This is a genomic window from Winslowiella sp. 2C04 (genome assembly GCF_050037805.1).
GTDB lineage: Bacteria > Pseudomonadota > Gammaproteobacteria > Enterobacterales > Enterobacteriaceae > Erwinia > Erwinia toletana_A.
This window is the reverse complement of the sequence record NZ_CP188300.1, coordinates 1,718,835-1,736,691: the sequence shown is the minus strand read 5'-3', so window position 1 is coordinate 1,736,691 and position 17,857 is coordinate 1,718,835. Positions and strand designations below refer to the sequence as shown.

The 17,857-nt window shown below is 48.4% G+C and carries 27 protein-coding genes; 13 read left to right on the top strand and 14 right to left on the bottom strand.

All coding sequences use genetic code 11. The annotated features are described in order from the left end of the window. Positions 1-137: 137 nt before the first annotated feature. From ACP3TC_RS07545 to ACP3TC_RS07535, 3 genes are all read left to right on the top strand, one after another. Complete coding sequence (locus ACP3TC_RS07545) at positions 138-626, top strand: hypothetical protein (RefSeq protein ID WP_426817908.1); 489 nt, start codon at positions 138-140, stop codon at positions 624-626. Positions 627-826: 200 nt separating this feature from the next. Beyond that, on the top strand, positions 827-1,345 hold the full coding sequence (locus ACP3TC_RS07540; RefSeq protein ID WP_426817907.1) for a hypothetical protein: 519 nt from the start codon (positions 827-829) through the stop codon (positions 1,343-1,345). A 118-nt stretch (positions 1,346-1,463) separates the two neighbouring features. Next, positions 1,464-1,646: a hypothetical protein gene (locus tag ACP3TC_RS07535; RefSeq protein WP_426817906.1), complete on the top strand. Its 183-nt coding sequence runs from the start codon at positions 1,464-1,466 to the stop codon at positions 1,644-1,646. A 51-nt stretch (positions 1,647-1,697) separates the two neighbouring features. Here the strand turns inward: ACP3TC_RS07535 and ACP3TC_RS07530 are convergent, their stop codons facing one another. From ACP3TC_RS07530 to ACP3TC_RS07485, 10 genes are all read right to left on the bottom strand, one after another. Further along, entirely contained in the window at positions 1,698-2,054 is a 357-nt protein-coding gene (locus ACP3TC_RS07530; protein WP_426817905.1) for an antiterminator Q family protein, read from the bottom strand. A gap of 16 nt (positions 2,055-2,070) precedes the next feature. After that, a complete protein-coding gene (locus ACP3TC_RS07525) occupies positions 2,071-3,084 on the bottom strand; it encodes a DUF968 domain-containing protein (RefSeq protein WP_426817904.1) in 1,014 nt (337 codons plus the stop codon). Then, positions 3,081-3,461 carry a RusA family crossover junction endodeoxyribonuclease gene (locus ACP3TC_RS07520; protein ID WP_426817903.1) on the bottom strand — a complete coding sequence of 127 codons (381 nt, stop codon included), beginning with the start codon at positions 3,459-3,461 and terminating at the stop codon, positions 3,081-3,083. The genes ACP3TC_RS07525 and ACP3TC_RS07520 overlap by 4 nt, the downstream gene beginning before the upstream one ends. Beyond that, positions 3,458-4,768 (bottom strand): ParB/RepB/Spo0J family partition protein, encoded by a 1,311-nt coding sequence (locus ACP3TC_RS07515; RefSeq protein WP_426817902.1) that lies wholly within the window; start codon positions 4,766-4,768, stop codon positions 3,458-3,460. The genes ACP3TC_RS07520 and ACP3TC_RS07515 overlap by 4 nt, the downstream gene beginning before the upstream one ends. After that, positions 4,765-4,887, bottom strand: coding sequence for a hypothetical protein (locus tag ACP3TC_RS07510; protein WP_426817901.1), 123 nt, complete (start codon positions 4,885-4,887; stop codon positions 4,765-4,767). Before ACP3TC_RS07510 ends, ACP3TC_RS07515 begins: the two co-directional genes overlap by 4 nt. Continuing rightward, the gene (locus ACP3TC_RS07505) at positions 4,884-5,339 is read right to left on the bottom strand and encodes a PerC family transcriptional regulator (RefSeq protein WP_426817900.1); all 456 of its coding nucleotides are present in this window, start codon (positions 5,337-5,339) and stop codon (positions 4,884-4,886) included. Before ACP3TC_RS07505 ends, ACP3TC_RS07510 begins: the two co-directional genes overlap by 4 nt. After that, on the bottom strand, positions 5,336-6,313 hold the full coding sequence (locus tag ACP3TC_RS07500) for a primosomal protein I (RefSeq protein WP_426817899.1): 978 nt from the start codon (positions 6,311-6,313) through the stop codon (positions 5,336-5,338). The genes ACP3TC_RS07505 and ACP3TC_RS07500 overlap by 4 nt, the downstream gene beginning before the upstream one ends. Continuing rightward, entirely contained in the window at positions 6,310-6,492 is a 183-nt protein-coding gene (locus tag ACP3TC_RS07495; protein WP_426817898.1) for a DUF4222 domain-containing protein, read from the bottom strand. The genes ACP3TC_RS07500 and ACP3TC_RS07495 overlap by 4 nt, the downstream gene beginning before the upstream one ends. Before the next feature lie 241 nt (positions 6,493-6,733). Continuing rightward, positions 6,734-7,198: a YmfL family putative regulatory protein gene (locus ACP3TC_RS07490; protein WP_426817897.1), complete on the bottom strand. Its 465-nt coding sequence runs from the start codon at positions 7,196-7,198 to the stop codon at positions 6,734-6,736. A gap of 41 nt (positions 7,199-7,239) precedes the next feature. Beyond that, on the bottom strand, positions 7,240-7,488 hold the full coding sequence (locus ACP3TC_RS07485; protein ID WP_426817896.1) for a YdaS family helix-turn-helix protein: 249 nt from the start codon (positions 7,486-7,488) through the stop codon (positions 7,240-7,242). Positions 7,489-7,561: 73 nt separating this feature from the next. Here ACP3TC_RS07485 and ACP3TC_RS07480 point away from each other — a divergent pair, with 73 nt between their 5' ends. The 9 genes from ACP3TC_RS07480 to ACP3TC_RS07440 all read left to right on the top strand — a co-directional run bounded on the left by ACP3TC_RS07480 (position 7,562) and on the right by ACP3TC_RS07440 (position 11,939). Next, positions 7,562-8,284: a S24 family peptidase gene (locus tag ACP3TC_RS07480; RefSeq protein WP_426817895.1), complete on the top strand. Its 723-nt coding sequence runs from the start codon at positions 7,562-7,564 to the stop codon at positions 8,282-8,284. Positions 8,285-8,823: 539 nt separating this feature from the next. After that, a complete protein-coding gene (locus tag ACP3TC_RS07475; RefSeq protein ID WP_426817894.1) occupies positions 8,824-9,102 on the top strand; it encodes a hypothetical protein in 279 nt (92 codons plus the stop codon). After that, on the top strand, positions 9,089-9,247 hold the full coding sequence (locus tag ACP3TC_RS07470) for a DUF1317 family protein (protein ID WP_426817893.1): 159 nt from the start codon (positions 9,089-9,091) through the stop codon (positions 9,245-9,247). The genes ACP3TC_RS07475 and ACP3TC_RS07470 overlap by 14 nt, the downstream gene beginning before the upstream one ends. A gap of 11 nt (positions 9,248-9,258) precedes the next feature. Then, positions 9,259-9,756, top strand: a complete 498-nt coding sequence (locus ACP3TC_RS07465) for a hypothetical protein (RefSeq protein ID WP_426817892.1) — start codon at positions 9,259-9,261, stop codon at positions 9,754-9,756. After that, entirely contained in the window at positions 9,749-10,405 is a 657-nt protein-coding gene (locus tag ACP3TC_RS07460; protein WP_426817891.1) for a hypothetical protein, read from the top strand. The genes ACP3TC_RS07465 and ACP3TC_RS07460 overlap by 8 nt, the downstream gene beginning before the upstream one ends. Then, on the top strand, positions 10,402-11,145 hold the full coding sequence (locus ACP3TC_RS07455; protein ID WP_426817890.1) for a DUF2786 domain-containing protein: 744 nt from the start codon (positions 10,402-10,404) through the stop codon (positions 11,143-11,145). The genes ACP3TC_RS07460 and ACP3TC_RS07455 overlap by 4 nt, the downstream gene beginning before the upstream one ends. Continuing rightward, positions 11,138-11,356 (top strand): hypothetical protein, encoded by a 219-nt coding sequence (locus ACP3TC_RS07450; RefSeq protein WP_426817889.1) that lies wholly within the window; start codon positions 11,138-11,140, stop codon positions 11,354-11,356. The genes ACP3TC_RS07455 and ACP3TC_RS07450 overlap by 8 nt, the downstream gene beginning before the upstream one ends. Continuing rightward, the gene (locus tag ACP3TC_RS07445) at positions 11,349-11,687 is read left to right on the top strand and encodes a hypothetical protein (protein WP_426817888.1); all 339 of its coding nucleotides are present in this window, start codon (positions 11,349-11,351) and stop codon (positions 11,685-11,687) included. The genes ACP3TC_RS07450 and ACP3TC_RS07445 overlap by 8 nt, the downstream gene beginning before the upstream one ends. 60 nt (positions 11,688-11,747) lie before the next feature. After that, positions 11,748-11,939 (top strand): helix-turn-helix transcriptional regulator, encoded by a 192-nt coding sequence (locus ACP3TC_RS07440; RefSeq protein WP_426817887.1) that lies wholly within the window; start codon positions 11,748-11,750, stop codon positions 11,937-11,939. On the opposite strand, the gene ACP3TC_RS07435 is transcribed toward ACP3TC_RS07440, so the two are convergent. Then, positions 11,920-13,101 carry a tyrosine-type recombinase/integrase gene (locus tag ACP3TC_RS07435; protein WP_426817886.1) on the bottom strand — a complete coding sequence of 394 codons (1,182 nt, stop codon included), beginning with the start codon at positions 13,099-13,101 and terminating at the stop codon, positions 11,920-11,922. The genes ACP3TC_RS07440 and ACP3TC_RS07435 overlap by 20 nt on opposite strands. Before the next feature lie 183 nt (positions 13,102-13,284). Between ACP3TC_RS07435 and sbcB the strand changes: the two genes are divergently transcribed. Then, positions 13,285-14,709 (top strand): exodeoxyribonuclease I, encoded by a 1,425-nt coding sequence (gene sbcB, locus ACP3TC_RS07430; RefSeq protein ID WP_426817885.1) that lies wholly within the window; start codon positions 13,285-13,287, stop codon positions 14,707-14,709. A 48-nt stretch (positions 14,710-14,757) separates the two neighbouring features. On the opposite strand, the gene ACP3TC_RS07425 is transcribed toward sbcB, so the two are convergent. From ACP3TC_RS07425 to ACP3TC_RS07415, 3 genes are all read right to left on the bottom strand, one after another. Next, entirely contained in the window at positions 14,758-15,687 is a 930-nt protein-coding gene (locus ACP3TC_RS07425) for a hypothetical protein (protein WP_426817884.1), read from the bottom strand. Positions 15,688-15,702: 15 nt separating this feature from the next. Next, entirely contained in the window at positions 15,703-16,131 is a 429-nt protein-coding gene (locus ACP3TC_RS07420; protein WP_313852681.1) for a CesD/SycD/LcrH family type III secretion system chaperone, read from the bottom strand. Between the two features lie 230 nt (positions 16,132-16,361). Then, positions 16,362-17,729, bottom strand: a complete 1,368-nt coding sequence (locus tag ACP3TC_RS07415; RefSeq protein WP_313852683.1) for an APC family permease — start codon at positions 17,727-17,729, stop codon at positions 16,362-16,364. Positions 17,730-17,857: the final 128 nt, after the last annotated feature.

Here is a 17,857-nt window from a genome sequence, read left to right as displayed (position 1 = left end):
CCCCCTTATTGCTGTAGCGTCCTCTCAACAGTTGAGGGGCTGAATGAAAATAAATTTACTGGTTGTTTTTAAATCTATAATTACACGGCATTCTCACACTTAGTGTTTAAGTTCTAATTCACATGGAGAAATTACAAATGATTAGTAAGCAAGAGCCTGCATTTATCGAGAAAAGTGACGGAACTCGCTTAGGTCCCTACAAGGGCACTTTCGCCGGCAGCACAGTAATAATTGACGATCCTAATGCAGATATTGATGATGGGGATAAGGTAATTCGTACACTCCCAAACCAAAAGGAGGAGATAAAATTGATCAAATCGTGTGAGTTTTTTAACAATTCCCTTGGTACGTACGGGCCTCATTATCAGCTTCAAGTGGGGTCCGCAAAAATGCAGCCAGCTTCCTCAGCAACCACTCAGCACATCAATGTAAGTGGTGGTACTGTTCAGATTGGAAATCATAACAGAATAGAGTTTAAGCAAAATATCGAGTCATTAATCAGTATAATCAATGACTCAGTAGCAAATGAGGAAGATAAGAATGCAGCGAAGGGCCTTCTAAAAAAATTTCTTGAGCACCCATTACTTGTATCGATTGCAGGAACTACCGCTGGATCGTTCTTTTAACAAGAAGCCCGCCTTCACTGGCGGGCTCCTTTATCATAAGCGATGCGTCTAAGTGACCACTCTTATCACGTTATCAATCAACTTGCGGACCGCACTAGATTTTTTTCAATCTTTCAAGAGTAATTACTTTTGGAACCAGAACATTCTCGACGCTTAGTACATGATATAATGTTTCCAAATCATTCGGATGGGAACAAGCTGTGAATCTTGAGCAGATATCAATTTCAACACTTAACAACGTTCAAATGCTATTGGAGCAAGCTAATCTCCCACTTGCGGTTGGCCCCATAACCGATGCAGACTTCCAGGCAATGATGACAAACTACGCCGAGCTGAATTGGGATTTCGCCTTCGCTGAGTACGGTAACAGTCCTAATAAATTTGAGTTTTGTGTGAAACTGGTCGAGGAAAGAAACCCCCTCCCTGCCGGGGCAGCAATGTGCGTCTATAATGTTGAACTAAACAGCTTCGACATCCGGTTTGTAGAAAGCTTCGTTCGTAACCGTGATGATCATCCACTACATGGCAGAATGCTTTTAGTTACTCTATGGGCTACATATCTGTTTTGTTCAGCAGTTGATTGTGACGTTATTAATGTGATAGAACCAGTTAACGCAGAAGTAATGGCGCACTATAAAAATTTCGGTTTTGTCGGCGATACAGTTCTGATGACAGCATCTCGTGCACAAGTTAAGGATGCAGTATTAGGCTATACTTGAAATCAGGTAGACAAACCCAACATAACTAGTACAATACTAGCCCCATCAAGGGGTCGAATCTATCGTAACGCGGTATTGACCTCGTTTAGCCTTCTGCAAAAGGCTTTTGGAGATAAACATGAAACACCCACGTAAAAGCACTTCTTCAGAGACGTCTTTCCAGACTTCTGATGTCTTTTCGCGCATGGGAGTTGCTATGGAAGAACTTATGGCTGCAACTCCTAAGATGCTCAAGCAGGTTACTGTTGACGGCACTCAAGAGTGTCACGGCAAGCGCAAAGAGAATAAGAAAGCAGCGTGAACCTGACGTCATAACTTCTAAACCCGGCAATGCCGGGTTTTTTAATGCCATTTAGTCACTGTCTAGCCTGACATCAAGCATCGACAAGCAACCATCAATGAAACCTTCAGCCAATTGAAATTTTATTCTGATGAGTTTTTCATCGCAGCGCGAAGACTTCGCTAGAGCCCTTTTTGACACACCCTTCACATAATGGCTGAATAATAGGGCATGCTCTTCAGGGCGTTTCTGCTTAAGCCTTCCTACGCATGCATCAATTATGAGTGCGTCATCGTCAGTGCAGCTTTGCTCGCTGGCCCCCTGAGGGATAAGCCCCTTAAATCCCGCTGCAATAGAAGAGTAATCACCTTCAGGTCGCGAACGAGACCAGACCCCCCAGCGTTCTAATACCAGTTGAATATCACGCATTATTCTCTCCACATTTTTATTTTTTACCTGTACCGATCACGCCGACCGCTATCGAGTGATCCAGGAACCGAAAAAGCAGCTCAATCTGACTGCCGTAATTTTCCTCAAAACGCCGGGTGTCTGCATGCAGTTCATCATGATGCATACGGCAAAGCGGTATAACAAACAGGTCATGTGCTTTCGTACCCATACCGCCCTGACCATGGCCGATGATATGGTGTGGATCATCAGCCTGCTTTCCACAGCACGCACATGCCTGTGACTTCACCCAGCGAGTGTAGACTTCATTCTCCCAGCGCTTACGCTTTGGCCTCAGCATGAAAGATTCAGGCGACTCAGGATCGATTCTGAGCGCCAGTATTTGCTTTGCTGCCTCTTCAATGATTTGAGTGGCTGCGACTTCAGGTTCGATTTCCGTTTCACGCCTTGCGCCTGTTGCCACCACTACTGGTGCCATTTTCAGTATCCGGCGCGCAGGGGATTCGTTAATCAGGTCTATCACTTCCCGCAACGATGCCCACCAGCATAACTCTGGTAACGTCAGCTGGTGGCCTTCCGGTAGGTTCAAATCGCGCCTTGCTCTGTCGATAATCCATTCAGAGGCGTTTCTCTGCCCTTTTAAATCCAACTGGGTCGGTAACGGCATATCCCGAAACCGGTTGTCGTGCGTATAACACAGGCATACCGCACCAGTTGATGTGCGAAGTGCTGTATGGTGGTGATGGTGATATTCCTCTTCGCTTGATTCCCACTCGCAGGATTTACGCAGACGAATACTATTAACCAGGTTTTCCACACCGCCAGCAGCATTGAGAACGCGCTCTGACGCAAAGAATGAGGCCAGCGCCGGATCATCTAACAAGGGCTGGTCAGACTCAGACACACGCCCTGTCGGTAGTTCTTTCATGAAATCCGGTTCGTTGCATACCAGTACACGCCCACGTGTAAACATTCCCAATAGTTCGCTACCCGGTCTTAGCAGCACAATCCCGGTGCGGGGTGCGACATCAGCATTTAGTAGCGCCCTCATGCCGATGTCTCTTCGAATGATTTAATCGTAATTTCCGCTTTGCCGTGACATGTCACAGCGCCCCATTCCACCAGCATGCGCCTAATCTGGCTATCATCCTTCCATACGCCCACATGAGTCAGACTATCAAACAGCGCTTTCTGGAAGTTGTCCAGGTCACGCGTTGCCCTGTTAGGTGGATAAAGGGTCAGGTGAATTTCAATATCGCTGGTTATTGGTTGCGGGTAACGCTTTAACTGTTCCAGTACAGCAGCGGTTGCATTAATGCGGTACTTTCGACCATTTACACTAATCAAATGCCGACCGGCTAACGCCCCCTTATTAGGGGAGCGCCAATAGGTGTTTACGCTCGGTGGAAATGGCAGGATTAATTTCATGCAGCACTCTCAGCTTTGCGCTTTTCGATTAAATCCCGAAACGCCTGGCGCAGCTGTCTGGCATTCGTCCAGCAGGATTTGTCTACAGATTCCATCATGTCGATGAATTCAGGCACAGTTAGAGCATGTTCGAGCTTTATCTCGATTGAAACTGACGTGAGGCGATGAAGCATATCAATTCGCTGTTCAGGATCAGAATATCTCTCGTTGACCCACGCTTTAATTACCAAACTTTCTTTCTTGGACTTAATAAATCGCAGCGCTTTTGCAATAGTCTCAGCTGGTACGACGATGTATTCAGGGTGTTCCACAGAGTCAGCTGCCCATGTATGCGCATACTTCGATTCGCTGAACGTGTACTCTGATTTATGGCCGAACGCGGCGGCTATGCAGCCCCACACCTCAATCCCACTTTTACTGAGAATTTCATCATTGAGAACAGGTAGCTCTGGTTCATCAATTTCAGAATTTCGCACCTCAATTTCTGCCGCTGCTGACGGTGATGCTGGCTTTCCATGCGCGTCGCGGTATTCGCCAAGAATGCCCATAGCTTCCAGATAAATTTCATCTGCGGCGGTATAGCCATCATCAGTAAATTCAAATTGGGCCATCAATTCCACCAGCCGACGTGCTTTCACTGCGCTGAACTGCGGCAGTGCTGCGGCTTTAGTCAGTTTCTTCTTGCCCGCGGCTTTAGCTTTCGCCAGTGACTCAGTAGCCACGCTGCCAGCTTTGGTGCCATGTTCCCGGGACAACGATACAGCAGTGGTGGCCGCAATCTCTTTCGCCTTGACCATTTCAATAAGCGTGTCGCCACATTCCAGCAGTTGAACGTGATGCTCAACGTCAGCCACTGAACGTTTTACTTTCTTGGCAATCTCGGATTCCGTCCAGCCCTGATTCAACAGGCGCTGATATGCTGATGCGCGTTCCAGTGGTAACAGTGCCCTGCCCTGTGAGCTGGTTACCATCAGTGCGATGCGGTCGGCCTCTGTGCCTTTGGCATCTTTGCATTCCAGACGCGCCACTTCATGGCCTGCCTCGGTAGCCATCACAGCGCCATAGTAACGGTGATGGCCGTCGACAATCTTTAAGCCCTGCTCGGTGACCTGAACAATCAGCGCCGGAACTTCCTCACCAGCAATGAACGCATCCCGAAATTCTTCAACATGCTGCTGATCGATTTCGCGGACGTTGTAGCCAGGCTCGACATAGAACTCTTTCAGGCCAGCGTAATAAGTTTTGCGCGGAACAATGTCAGTTGCCGATTCATCACGGTTTTTATGAACGATTGAAAGTGAAGTCATTTGCTTACCAGCTCCATTACTAATGTCAGAAGCAGAAGAACGATCAGCACACAGGCGGTGCGGATACCGTGATAAAAAATTTCATGGCGCGTAATGTGCGCGGTCAGTTTCGATTTCATGAGTAATTCCATAGCGCCAGCGGTGGGAGTGACGATGCCGAAGCGTCTGCAATGCTTGCGCCGTAATAGGACTGGCGTGGCCCCTCGCTCCGTTTGATGCAGGTAGCGCGGCGTGCTGCGGCTTTCTCCAGCAGACTTTCGCTGCGTGTGCTGTCCATCGCTTCAAGCCACTGCTGTGCAGCGCGACGCCAGAAGCCCTTAACCTCCAGCTCTTCAGCCAGTTTCCGGCAGCGGGAGTACTCAGCATTTGCAATAACCTCAGCGTCGGACTTCACCATGTATTGGTAGCTCTTCGTGCTGCTCAAATGGCGGTCAAGCTTATCCATTTTGTAAAGCTCAGCGACGACGCCCCGCATCAGGCCGGACGAGAAACCAACACCTTTGGCGATCTGAGTCGTGTTGCTAAGCGGGTTGGCGCGGACAAATTCGATAACCTGTTCGTGAATATTCATTCTGCTCTGTACCCCCGGAAGCCGTCTGGTATCTGGCTGTAATCGACATCGTCATAACTTGCTCTGAACGCCGGATCATCTTTCACCGGGCTGCATGAGCCATTTTTGGGGAGCTTCAGAATTAGGTCTTCCCACTTTTCACGCAGTTTTGACGGACTCAAAATGTTTTTGAACCAAAACGGGTCCTTGTTGGCCCGGCCAAACAACTCACAAATCTGACGGTGTGTGCGGCCATCCTGCGAACACATCAGGCGAACCTCATTTGCCCAGACCGTCCAGTTAGGCTCTTTCGGGATAACGACCTCGGCGTCGGACTCGGCGGCATCTTCGTAAAGCTTTTTGATGCGCTTCCAAATCCATTCAGCACAAGTCAGGTCCTCCTGACTTCCCCACTGGCGTTTAGCAATGCTGTAAACCACGGCCGTTGGATGTTGGGAAAGAAAATCATCAGCCGGTTTTTCGTCGGGTTGCGCAGCGACCGGACAAGAGGGTTTTATCTCTGTAGTAGTCTCTGTGTAATCTCCTGTATGAATGGATGCGGGATTTCCACTAACCGGCTCGTTGGTTTGCTGCAAACTTGCTTGTGATTTTTCCGCATTCTTGGCTGCTGGTTTTACGCATCCTTGTTTGCTGGTTTTCCGCATACTGGAATGCTGGTTTCCCGCAAACTGTAATAACCGGGCTTCCAGAGCCTCTGCATTGATGCGAAAAAATAGTTTCGCCGGGACGCCTTGCAGCTTTTCTTCCAACACGCCAGCGGCGATCAGTTTCTTCCGCGCACCTTCCTGCTCATAGCGTGTCAGACCTGTTTCAGCGGTGATTTCAGCCTGTGTTTTGTAGAACCAACCATCCATGCGGTTATGCCAGTAAACCAATTGAGAAAGCAGAACGGCACCGGTCACACCTGCACCCAGCGCAATGAATGACGGCTGGTAAGCTATCGGGCGATCAAGCAAATGCATCAGGTTACTCATTCTTCCACTCTCTCGAACTTGCGTGACCATTCACGGCGCGGACACACACAGTCATATTCGTAGCCAGGACGCCGGTAGATAACGCGATGGTTGGCAGTGTCGACGCCGGTAACTTCGACGATAATTCCGCGCTGATCACGGTAAGAGCAGCTGAACACCTCAATTTTTTCCGGCTCCATACGCCCACCTCGTCACGCGACTTACATTCAAGCTGCCGGGCTTCCTCTACCATCCGGCTAGCAAACTGGTAGTTGCTGGCTGTCCAGCTGCCCTGTACATTCACTTCATACAAGAACGCGCCACAAACAACGCGACAGCGCAATTGCGGTATTCCTGCGTTTTTGAGTAAACTGTTCATGCGTTTATTAACTCCACATTGTTTAGTACTCGCGCCGATGCCCCGGACCGCTATCCGGGGCATCAACCTTTCTGAGTTTTCGTCCGACCAAAAAGAGCGATAACCGCCCTGACCTCTTCATCACGCGCCGCCAGATGTTTGGCGTGATGAAATTCAATTTCCTTCGCCTCACTGTCATCGATTACGCCATCCTCAAGAGCTTGCTGAATTAACTGATCGACGTGCCCGCGCTTAGCCGCAGTTCTCACTGCTTTACTGAACAACTCAACCTGATCCAGCTCTTCGAATTTCGGAACGTCCACCAGCAACGCACCGCGACGACTCGCAAAGTAATTCGCCAGCAGGTTGGTACCGGAAAGGTCTTCCATCGCTTCCAGTTCGTGATGCTCAAAGAAGCGACAACCGTTTTTTTCGTACAGATTGTTATTGAACTGACATATCGTCATACCCAATGCACCTGCCATAGCCGCACGGCCACCAGGTAACGCCTTGCACATCGCTTTTACTGTCTCTTTGATGTCTACCATCTTGCTTTTCCTTTGGTAGTTATGCCGAAAATCCGCAGGCGTTAAGCTGCTGTCTTGTTGGGCTTTCCATCATTTGGGTTTGGATAAATATCAGGGCGTAATTCATGTGGTGAAACAGCCCATCTCCCCAGTGAACAAAGCTGGATAACGCGGTCGGCAGGAACTTGATTATTAATGATCCAGTTCGCAACGGACTGAACCGATTTAAATTCGAATTCGCGGGAAACCGCCGAGAGAGAACCGACAGCCAATACGGCTCTTTCGGTGATGTTTTTGAACTTGGTAGCCATTTTTATCTCCTGATGAATAACTCCAAGAGATAATGCTACTTAAAGTAGATAAAATCAACTACTGAAAATAGAAATGACTATACTGAAAGTGAGTTGTAATCTTCTACCTATGGTAGAAGAAACTCCTAAATACATAGATTTCGCTAACCGTCTCAACACTCTGCTTAATGAGAGGAGCCATTCGGTACGTGAACTCGCAAATTTTGGTGGTGTCACTTACGAGATGGCGCGACGGTACACTCTCGGCACTGCTAAGCCACGGGATGAAAAAATGCTTATGATTGCCGGGCAACTTGGCGTTTCGCCAGCATTTCTGGATTACGGTATTGGTGAAGATGGCAAACGAAATCGCTCCAGCGCGGTGGTAACTTTAAGGCAGCTAGATGTTTATGCGGCGGCAGGTACTGGATATATAAATCCTGAATTTCCAGCTTTAATCAGTGCCATTGAAATTCCTGAAGACAGAATTTATGAGCTTTTCGGAAGATCGTCCTTAGACGGTGTTAAGCTGATAAATGTAGACGGCGATAGTATGATGCCAACTCTTAACCCGCGTGATCTTTTGTTTATTGACACTAAAATTGATCACTTCAATGGTGATGGAATCTATGTCTTTAACTTTGAAGATTCCACATTTGTGAAGCGTCTTCAGAAAGTTAAGGGAAGAAAATTATCAGTTCTTTCAGATAATCCTAAATATCCGCCTTTTGAAATTGAATCTCATGAGATGAGCGAAATTTATATATTTGGCAAACTTATCAAGCAACTACCATTCAAATTTCATGACTTTGCTTAATTCTCTCTAAAAAAACACCGGCTTAGCCGGTTTTTTTTTGCCTAAAAATCAATCATTAACTTAGATTTCAACAAATCAATGCCACTTTTCTACTTTTTGTAGTTGATTTTATCTACTTTAAGTAGCAATATTAATTTCATCAGGACCACAATGACTTGCTGGAAATGATGCTGTGTAGTGTTGGCGGTCACCCGGGCTTTCCTCACCAGGGTAATCAACCAGTGTGACCGCACTTTTTTCTTAAGCTCACAATCGCTTGAGCACTGTTAAGGTCTGGTCGGCGAACGTGTCAAACTTCAAATGCCGCTTTATTCAGTGCTCAATCGATTGTGTCCATATCCGGTGATAGTCGGGCTCCCTACCCGGCTCAGGTTCAACTCCTGACGACACATCCTATGTGGAGTTATCACGGCTGAGGGTTATAGCGGTAACCCTTTAGCTAAATTTAAAACAATACGTTGCTGAATTATTGCCATCACGGCAAGGGATTCGTGCAACCAAAAATCGGCGGTATTTGCCGATTAATAAAGGCGAACAGTATGAAACGCTGTGATGTATGTAAAGGGTATGTGGGCAAGCCGCGTGAAGTGAAGGTCGGCGATAACGTTGGTTTCGTGATTGAGCGTCGAAAAAATAACTCAGTCAAGATGTCGGCGCGTACCGGAAAGTTGATGCTGATTAAAGCTGATGGGTTCAGCGTTATCTATCGCGGCACTGTCTATCACGCAGGCAGCGTATCTCATCCAGAAGACCCCAGCCCTATCTCACTTGCCCTGACCGGTAAATGTTCGTGTGGAACTGAAAATGCACAAGCCTGACGACCCTATCACAGTCGGACGTATCACCCTGCCCTACAGCTCCATCCTGCAGGGTTGGCTGACTCCAGAGGGCATGGTTATCCGTAACCCTATTAAGGCTCAGCGTATCGCTGATGAGCTTAACAACAACATCGTTATTCATTGAGGTCCACCAGCATGACTACTGAAAAAACAAACAGAGAGCTCGTTAACGCCGGTTTCACTTTTGCAAAACAGATCAGCGGCCTTACTCCGGTAAATGAAATCGTAAAAATGATCGGTGACTTAGCTACTCGCTTAGATGTCGTCAGTGTGCGTAGTAATGCGCTGGCGGCTGAGAATGCAGTAATGCTACGCCTGTTGACTGATATCAGTGAAAACCACGTCGAGTATTTTTCAGAAGGTGAGGATGGCATGTTTGCTGGTGTGCCTCTGGACTACGTGTCAGAAATCAATGCACATGTTTCTCGTGATGTTAACGCACAAAATCCTTTTGCTACCACCGATGCTGCTATTCGTGAGATTGAGGCGCGGGCGATGGAGGAGTTTGCAGAGCAATGCGATGATAATTTCGGTCTTGTTGAACCAGAGGATGATGAGTTTTTTGTACTGATGGCAGAGTCAGCAAGAGCACGCGCCAAGCGCCTGCGTTCCGGGGAGATGTGCAATGGCTAATCGGTTTTATCTTGCGTGCCTACGCGAAACCGTGGGCAGCAACATGTCGTTCCATTGTCAGAATGGCTTAGGCTACAGCAGCAATATTGATAAAGCTCAAGTCTACACTCTTGAGGAGGCTCAACGAGGCTGGGAGTTCGGGCGTGATATCGATTTGCCGATTTCAGCAGATGCCATTGATGCGGCTACCGTATGGCACGTCGACCATCAGTATATACCTGGTCAAAACATCATTACTCCCGGCTGCAACGAGTACGTGGCATTCATGAAAGGACGGTGGAACGGCAATGACGTTTACTGGCTATCAGACATGATGCCTACAGACGATTTCAGCAAAGCGCGAGTATTTGCTCATCCTAAGGAGTCAGAAAGCGGACTGGTTTGGATTCCATTCGCCACGGCTGATAGCAAAAAACGGCGCACATTCAATATCAACCAGCTTAACCGCCGCACCATGATTCAAGGTGCAGGTCTGCGCATGCCTGCCTGGCTAAAGCGTCAGCAGCGTCGGAAAGTGTCAGCCGGTAAAAAGCGATGGAATTGCCCATGCTGCGGAAAAATCTCTTGGCAGTACAACCCTTATGACTTTGACGGGTGCAGGGATTGGAAATGTGCTGACTATAAACCGTCATGTGAGGCGAAGTTATGAGCAGAGAAGATGTAGCCCGTAAAAAATACATGGCGAAAATTCAAAAACTGATGCGACTCGCTAACAACACCAGCAGCCCCGAAGAAGCGGCCAGCGCGATTTCTAAAGCTCAGGCGTTTATGCGTGAGCACGGAATAAGTGACACTGAAGTAACTTTCTCAGAGATCAGTTCCAGCTCAAGCAAAGGCGCACCGAGTGATGCAAAGAAAATTCCGCTCTATATGGCTCACCTCGCAGCAACCATAGAAAAAGCTTTTGCAGTGAAATGCGTGCTCACATGGCGCAGGACAGCTAGCTGGACACTTAAAAGGGTCGTCAGTTTCTGTGGGCAGGATGGCCGGGATGTTGTTGCAGCATATGCCTTTGACGTGTTGAGCCGCCAACTACGCGCTGCTCGCAAGAATTTTAAGGATACTCATCTCAGACGTTACGCAAGAAAGAACATCACGGCGCTGGCTGATCAATTCTGTGAAGGCTGGGCAGCAGGTGCATATCACGCTGTTAGCGCGATGGTGCTTCCAGAAGAGCAGGCCCAGCAAATGAAAGCCTATGCAGAGCGAATGAAATCGGATGGTACGGAAGAGGCTAAAACTCGGTTAGCTAAAGAGTGTAACGGTCACCAGCAGGCGGCATGGCTTGGATACAGCGAAGGGAAAAACGCCAAGGTCTATCACGGTGTTGGCACCACGCATAACGAACCGGGTGCTATCGGATTTTCCTCGGGTAGCAACAATGGATAATTCAACTAAAGCAGCGCCAATAAATAAGTTAATCACTAAAAGTGCAGTGCGCCGGACGGTTAGAGCAGAGGCTAACACTTCATTCAGTACTGGCGAATTGAAAGTGATGGCTGAGACAGGGCTTGCCAGTGCAGCAGACGTGACACAGCTTGCAGTATTAGTTCTGACTATGCTGGAAACTTCGCCAGCGAAAGGTGGTTATTGTGGCTAAATCAGCCGCTGAGCGTAAAGCAGCGCAACGGGCACGGCAGGCAAAAGCAGGAGAAACCAAACTGGAGCTTTTCCTTGATTCACAGGAACTGGAGATGCTCGACTACGATTGTGCAGCAAGGCGTCCGGGCCGTGAGTCTTATTCACGCGCTGAATTGGTCGCTTTAATGATCCGCAAATACCACGGCGAACTGATGGAAAAACAAGAAGCGCTGAGTAAACGCAACTGCAAAAAGTGTTGTGAGTCACTACCTGTGCAGAATTGCCCTTGTGAAGGTGATTCTCGGTGTTGGGTAACAAAAGGCTGGCACGAAGTTAAATTAATAGTGTGACATGTCACGAATAAACGTTCGTAGCGGCGGGCGAGTGATAAACAATGTGGAGAGAAATTTATGGCTGAATTAACGATGATTTACGAAAAAGATGCGATGGCTAAGCTAAATATATCCTCAAGGAATACGATTGCTAAATATATCGCTAAATACAACTTCCCCAAGCCAGTAACAATGTACCCGAAGCAATTTTTACTGGCCGAGGTTGATAGCTGGATTTTAAACGGTGGCGTTAACCAGAGATCATCCTGACGTGTTCGAAGATTTTTTCAGCGTAGAGCTCATAAGCTTGTCTCTGTTCTTCAATCCAGTCGTGCTTATTGTATACGGTAAGCACGCCTCCTAGTTCGTGGCCCAGCATCTTTTCGATAACGTGCGGGGCCACGCCCTCTTCTGACAAACGAGTTGCTAAGGTTCTTCGAAAGTCATGTGCTGTAAACTCACCAATACCTAACGATGAACTGATTCTTCCCATGAAACGATTTGCTCCCGCGATTGTCATCGGCTTTTCCAAGTCAGGACCTGGAATCAAAACATTCCCGTAAGCGGTAATGGCCTTTTCAATTAAGGGTACTACTTGCCTGAAAATGGGGCGGCGCACCACTCTGTTACTTTTGCTACGATTCGCTGGCAACAACCACACCATTTCTTCTTTATCAAACTCACCTCTTACTGATTCCCGGATTTCACTATTCCTGGCTCCATAAAGCATCAGCATTTGATGCAGTAATTTATTGGCCGTAGATGCACGGCTGCGCTCAATAGCAAGCCAGACTTTTGCCAGTTGGTTGTAGCTCAGCGTTGTTTCTCCACGAGAAGGCTTAACGCCAATATCTTTGGGACTAATTTTCATCACGCTGCAATTATCAATATATTGTCGGCGCATACACCAGTTCATCGCAGAGCGCATCTGAACGAGCAACTGCCGTGCTCTTATCTGATTTATTTTTTCCTGTTCAGTAAACAATTCAACCCAGCTTCGAACCGGTATATCCTCTGCCGCCAATCCCGGAAACACATCAGTCATGTGCTTTACGACTGTAGACTTGTACAGCGCCTGCGTTTTTTTTCGCAGATTGACGTTTACGTATGTTTCTTGCCAATATGCCAGACAGTCAGATACGGTGGGCTTCGAATTGAGCCTTTTATGAGTTTTGGCATTTCGGGGATCAATCCCCTTATCCAAATGCTCTTTAAGATCGGAAACCATGTTGCGAGCTTCTCTTAACGTAATCGCAGGATACTTGCCGATACCCATTCGATGCTGCTTTCCCTGCCACCGGTAGCGATACTGAAAATTGATGACCCCACGAGGAGTGATTCTTACTCCGAGTCCATCTGAATCTGTAATTTCTGCCGGGCCGGAATATGGTTTACCATATAGGCCGCGTAGTTTTGTGTCGCTGATAGCCATAGCAATATTTTGTACTCGCTAAAATTGAATGTTTGTACTCATTATGTACTAAATGTGACATGTACGAGCTAAAACATCAATATACAACTATGAGCAACAGCAATTAAAGAGACACAAAATTTGTTTTTAAAACTAATGTTTTCAATGGAATAACACAGAAAACATAAGCAAAGATGGTTATCCATGAGCAACGAAATACAGAAAACATTTCTCTTCCATGACTACGAAACCTTCGGCAAAAGTCCGTCACTGGACCGTCCGGCGCAGTTTGCTGGCGTACGCACCGATCTGGATTTCAATATTATTGGTGAGCCGGAAGTGTTTTACTGCCAGCCCGCTGACGACTATCTGCCGCAGCCGGAAGCGGTGATGATTACCGGAATCACGCCGCAGCAGGCGAAAGCACGCGGCGTCACCGAGGCCGAGTTTGCCCGCCGTATCCATGCCCTGTTCAGCGAACCCAACACCTGTGTGGTTGGCTATAACAATGTCCGCTTCGATGATGAAGTGACACGCAATATCTTTTATCGTAACTTCTACGATCCCTATGGCTGGAGCTGGCAAAACGGCAATACCCGCTGGGATCTGCTGGATGTGATGCGCGCCTGCTATGCGCTTCGTCCCGAGGGTATCAACTGGCCGGAAAACGAGGATGGCATGCCAAGTTTTCGCCTTGAGCATCTGACGAAAGCCAATGGCGTCGAACATGCCAATGCGCACGATGCGATGTCAGACGTTTATGCCACTATCGACATGGCAAAGCTGGTGAAACAGCAACAGCCTAAATTGTACGACTACCTGTTCAGCCATCGCAGCAAACAGAAAATCACGACGCTGGTCGATATTCCGCAAATGAAACCGCTGGTGCATATCTCCGGGATGTTTGGCGCGTTTCGTGGCAATACCAGCTGGATAGCGCCGCTGGCCTGGCATCCGGATAATCGCAATGCGCTGATTACCTGCGATCTGGCCGGTGATATGTCGCCGCTGCTGGAGCTGGATGCCGATGCGCTGCGCGCACGTCTGTATACCCCGCGTGACCAGTTGGGCGACGCGGCGGCGGTACCCATTAAACTGGTTCATATCAATAAATGTCCGGTACTGGCGCCAGCTAACACCCTACGCCCGGAAGATGCGGAACGCATTGGCATAGACCGTGAGCGCTGTCTGGCTAATCTGACGCTGCTGCGTCAGCATCCGGAGATCCGCGAAAAAGTCGTCACGCTGTTTGCCGAGGCCGAACCCTTTACCGCAGCCGACGATGTTGATGCCCGCTTGTATGATGGTTTCTTTAGTGATGCCGACCGTTCGGCGATGAACATTATTTTGCAGACGGCATCGTCAAATTTACCGGCGCTGGATTTAACCTTTAACGACTCACGTATTGAGCAGTTGCTGTTCCGCTATCGGGCACGCAACTTTCCCGGCACGCTTGACGACAGTGAACAGCAGCGCTGGCTGCAACATCGCCGTGAAGCCCTGAATCCGGAGCGGGTGCAAAGCTATCTGCTGGAGCTGGAGTCACTGTTTAATCTGCATGAAGGGGATAGCGACAAAATAGCGCAGTTGAAGGCGCTGTTTGATTACGCCCGCGAGCTGGTTTCTTAAGCCGCAGCTGGCAGAGTGGTCGCACGGCGGCCGCTCTGGCGGTAAGGTTTATACCTGGCTACTGTTATTTGTCTGCTCAATATTAATCATCCTGTGCTGCGACACGGTTTTCTTTGGCAGCTCATCAATAATACGCTGCACTGAATCGACATAGTCATTCATTAATTCGATCACCGTTTCCAGCGGTTGGCGCGAGCCAGTCGCATCCAGATTGCTTACCTCGTCTTTCAGTATGTTAGTCACCCGCAGCAGATTAATATGCGCCAGCTCCTGATTTTTCGCACTTTTAAAACTGGCAATATTCGCCGAAGCTTCAGCCAGTGCCAGCACAAAATCAATGCCAACTTTTATATCATTACAAATTTCATTCCATATCCTTAAATTATGTGGCGTGTCAAACGGCACCAGTCTGCCGCTTAATACGGTCGCCGTGGCGCGAATAAAACGGAAGATGCTGCTGCCAACCACGGCAATACTTTGCGAAGAGGTATCGGAATAGCCACGCTTGTGGGCGAAATAATGCAGCAGATTAGCCAGTGAATCCGACGCCATTGGCAGCTCCGCCTCACCTTTTACTTTCGCAGACCAGTCTTTCCACGCGTACCACACATCCATCCCTACCGAGCACAGCCAAATGGAGTTTACCGTCAGTGATAAGGTGTCATAAAAGTCGTTTGTCATGACGGCCATCAGTACAGAAGGAATGGATAACGCCGACATCGTAACCAATAACAGCGCCTGTTTATAAAACATCCGCTGTGCCGCATTAATCCCGTGCATCTTCGCTTTATCCAGGCAGTCATGGCTTTTTTTAACCAGACAATCAATTGAGCTGTTGAATTCATCAATCCGCTGCGGGCAGCCTGGAGGGATCATGCCAAAACTGGCAGCCAGCGAGATATCGGAAGCGGTACTGGTGCTGTTAAGTCGACTGACTAATTGATGCAAATTCTCACAGCTAATCTTTCGTGGGCACATTAAACCTCCGAAACGTTACCAGCTTAATTCAGCCAGCAATTTTTTTGCCTGCTGATAAAGATGTGCATAATTCATTTCATCACTGTCGGTGGCCTGGCAGAGAATAATCGTGGCGTCGAGCGCATCGCGAGCTTCCAGCGTACTACCCAGCGCGTTCAGACAGCAGGCAATATGAAAATAAGCCCATGGCTCATCTGCCTGCAGCCGCAGGCAGTGCATAAACAGTTTCAGCGCGTGCAGGGACTCGCCCTGCTGCAGCTGGGCACAGGCAAAAGCAAAAATAAACCGACGGTCCTGTGGATTACTGATGGCGATTTCGGCAAAGCAGGTGACGGCCTGTTCAAAAGCGCCTTCATTCCACAGCTGATATCCACGCTGATAAATCTCTTCCTGCTCGCTGGCAGAGAGAAAATAACACTGCTGCATTCCGTCGCGGTTTTCCATCTTTTATACCTGCTGGTAATAATTTCAATGGCTCTTATTATCCAGAGTAATAGTTTTATTCGAGAGGTTATTGACGGAATTACCATGAAATGAAATTATTTTAATTCAAATACTTCTGGATTGCTGATGCTATTTTCCAGCCCGCTACAGGCAAAAAAAAACGCTTATGAATTTATCATAAGCGTTTTTTGTCTTAGTCGATGCCGCCAGTGGCATCAGCCAGGTAGGGATTACATCAAATCTTCACTGCACTGCGGTACCGGGTTACGGAAGCTGCGCGTGACTACTGCCAGATAGGTCAGGCCAATTGCCCCCCATACCAGGCCAAGAATCATCGAGCTTTCTTCAAGATTAACCCACAGCGCACCAACGGTTAACGCGCCGCACAGCGGCAGAATCAGGAAGTTGATATTATCTTTCAGTGACTTGTTGCGTCCTTCACGAATCCAGAACTGCGAAATGACCGACAGGTTCACAAAAGTAAACGCCACCAGCGCACCGAAGTTAATTAGCGCGGTCGCCGTCACCAGATCAAAGGTCACGGAAGAGAGCGCAATTACGCCTACCAGCACCACGTTCAGCGCCGGAGTACGCCATTTCGGATGAATGTAACCGAAGAAACGCTCCGGGAACACGCCATCACGCCCCATCACATACATCAGACGAGAAACGCCAGCATGTGCCGCCATACCAGAAGCCAGTACCGTAACGCAGGAGAAAATCAGAATGCCGACCTGGAAGGCTTTACCTGCCACATACAGCATGATTTCAGGCTGCGAAGCGTCCGGATCTTTGAAACGGCTGATATCCGGGAAGTACAGCTGCAGGAAGTAGGAGACGACAATAAAGATCACCCCACCAATCAGCGCGGTCAGGAAGATGGCTTTTGGAATCACCCGGCCTGCATCTTTGGTCTCTTCTGACAGCGAACTGATACCGTCAAAGCCGAGGAACGAGAAGCACAGGATGGTCGCACCGGTGATCATCGGCACGACATTGGCATTCTCAGACCAGAATGGGCGACTGCTGGTCAGCGTACCGGCACCTTCACCGTGAGCAACGCCGTAAACCACCATCCCCATAATTACCACCATTACCGCAACCTGTAACACCACAATCACGCTGTTAAAGTTAGCAACGGTTTTGATGCCACGCAGGTTGGAAATGGTCATAAAGCCCACCAGCAGCAGGACAAATATCCACGAAGGAATGCCCGGCACCAGTGCTTCAAAATAAATTTTCGCCAGCAGAATGTTGATCATCGGCATAAACAGATAATCAAGCAGTGATGACCAGCCCACCATAAAGCCCACGTGCGGGCTGATGGCTTTCTGTGCGTAAGTGTAAGCGGATCCCGCAGATGGGAAGCGGCGTACCAGCTTACCGTAGCTTAACGCGGTAAACAGAATAGCAATCAGGGCAAAGGCGTATGCGGTGGCAACATGGCCATCAGTCAGACCTGAAACGATGCCAAAGGTATCGAACAGCGTCATTGGCTGCATATAAGCCAGACCCATCATTACAACAGGTAATAGCGTCAGCGTTTTTTTCAGTTGTGGGCGCGACTGCGGCGCAGCAGATGCAGAATTATGCGACATGATTCAGCCTCCCCATAGTGCCAACCTTTCTGGGTTGAACCACAGGGAAACTTCGCGAGGTGCGATAGAAACTACTTTTTATCAGAGGGGAAATAGTGGAACAGGCAGGCGAAATGCGTCCCGCAGCG

Coding starts and splice junctions, on each gene's coding strand:
- ACP3TC_RS07545 (WP_426817908.1), top strand. CDS start 138: ATGATTAGTAAGCAAGAGCCTGCATTTATCGAGAAAAGTGACGGAACT.
- ACP3TC_RS07535 (WP_426817906.1), top strand. CDS start 1,464: ATGAAACACCCACGTAAAAGCACTTCTTCAGAGACGTCTTTCCAGACT.
- ACP3TC_RS07530 (WP_426817905.1), bottom strand. CDS start 2,054: ATGCGTGATATTCAACTGGTATTAGAACGCTGGGGGGTCTGGTCTCGT.
- ACP3TC_RS07525 (WP_426817904.1), bottom strand. CDS start 3,084: ATGAGGGCGCTACTAAATGCTGATGTCGCACCCCGCACCGGGATTGTG.
- ACP3TC_RS07520 (WP_426817903.1), bottom strand. CDS start 3,461: ATGAAATTAATCCTGCCATTTCCACCGAGCGTAAACACCTATTGGCGC.
- ACP3TC_RS07515 (WP_426817902.1), bottom strand. CDS start 4,768: ATGACTTCACTTTCAATCGTTCATAAAAACCGTGATGAATCGGCAACT.
- ACP3TC_RS07510 (WP_426817901.1), bottom strand. CDS start 4,887: ATGAAATCGAAACTGACCGCGCACATTACGCGCCATGAAATTTTTTAT.
- ACP3TC_RS07505 (WP_426817900.1), bottom strand. CDS start 5,339: ATGAATATTCACGAACAGGTTATCGAATTTGTCCGCGCCAACCCGCTT.
- ACP3TC_RS07500 (WP_426817899.1), bottom strand. CDS start 6,313: ATGAGTAACCTGATGCATTTGCTTGATCGCCCGATAGCTTACCAGCCG.
- ACP3TC_RS07495 (WP_426817898.1), bottom strand. CDS start 6,492: ATGGAGCCGGAAAAAATTGAGGTGTTCAGCTGCTCTTACCGTGATCAG.
- ACP3TC_RS07490 (WP_426817897.1), bottom strand. CDS start 7,198: ATGGTAGACATCAAAGAGACAGTAAAAGCGATGTGCAAGGCGTTACCT.
- ACP3TC_RS07485 (WP_426817896.1), bottom strand. CDS start 7,488: ATGGCTACCAAGTTCAAAAACATCACCGAAAGAGCCGTATTGGCTGTC.
- ACP3TC_RS07480 (WP_426817895.1), top strand. CDS start 7,562: ATGACTATACTGAAAGTGAGTTGTAATCTTCTACCTATGGTAGAAGAA.
- ACP3TC_RS07475 (WP_426817894.1), top strand. CDS start 8,824: ATGAAACGCTGTGATGTATGTAAAGGGTATGTGGGCAAGCCGCGTGAA.
- ACP3TC_RS07470 (WP_426817893.1), top strand. CDS start 9,089: ATGCACAAGCCTGACGACCCTATCACAGTCGGACGTATCACCCTGCCC.
- ACP3TC_RS07465 (WP_426817892.1), top strand. CDS start 9,259: ATGACTACTGAAAAAACAAACAGAGAGCTCGTTAACGCCGGTTTCACT.
- ACP3TC_RS07460 (WP_426817891.1), top strand. CDS start 9,749: ATGGCTAATCGGTTTTATCTTGCGTGCCTACGCGAAACCGTGGGCAGC.
- ACP3TC_RS07455 (WP_426817890.1), top strand. CDS start 10,402: ATGAGCAGAGAAGATGTAGCCCGTAAAAAATACATGGCGAAAATTCAA.
- ACP3TC_RS07450 (WP_426817889.1), top strand. CDS start 11,138: ATGGATAATTCAACTAAAGCAGCGCCAATAAATAAGTTAATCACTAAA.
- ACP3TC_RS07440 (WP_426817887.1), top strand. CDS start 11,748: ATGGCTGAATTAACGATGATTTACGAAAAAGATGCGATGGCTAAGCTA.
- ACP3TC_RS07435 (WP_426817886.1), bottom strand. CDS start 13,101: ATGGCTATCAGCGACACAAAACTACGCGGCCTATATGGTAAACCATAT.
- sbcB (WP_426817885.1), top strand. CDS start 13,285: ATGAGCAACGAAATACAGAAAACATTTCTCTTCCATGACTACGAAACC.
- ACP3TC_RS07425 (WP_426817884.1), bottom strand. CDS start 15,687: ATGTGCCCACGAAAGATTAGCTGTGAGAATTTGCATCAATTAGTCAGT.
- ACP3TC_RS07420 (WP_313852681.1), bottom strand. CDS start 16,131: ATGGAAAACCGCGACGGAATGCAGCAGTGTTATTTTCTCTCTGCCAGC.
- ACP3TC_RS07415 (WP_313852683.1), bottom strand. CDS start 17,729: ATGTCGCATAATTCTGCATCTGCTGCGCCGCAGTCGCGCCCACAACTG.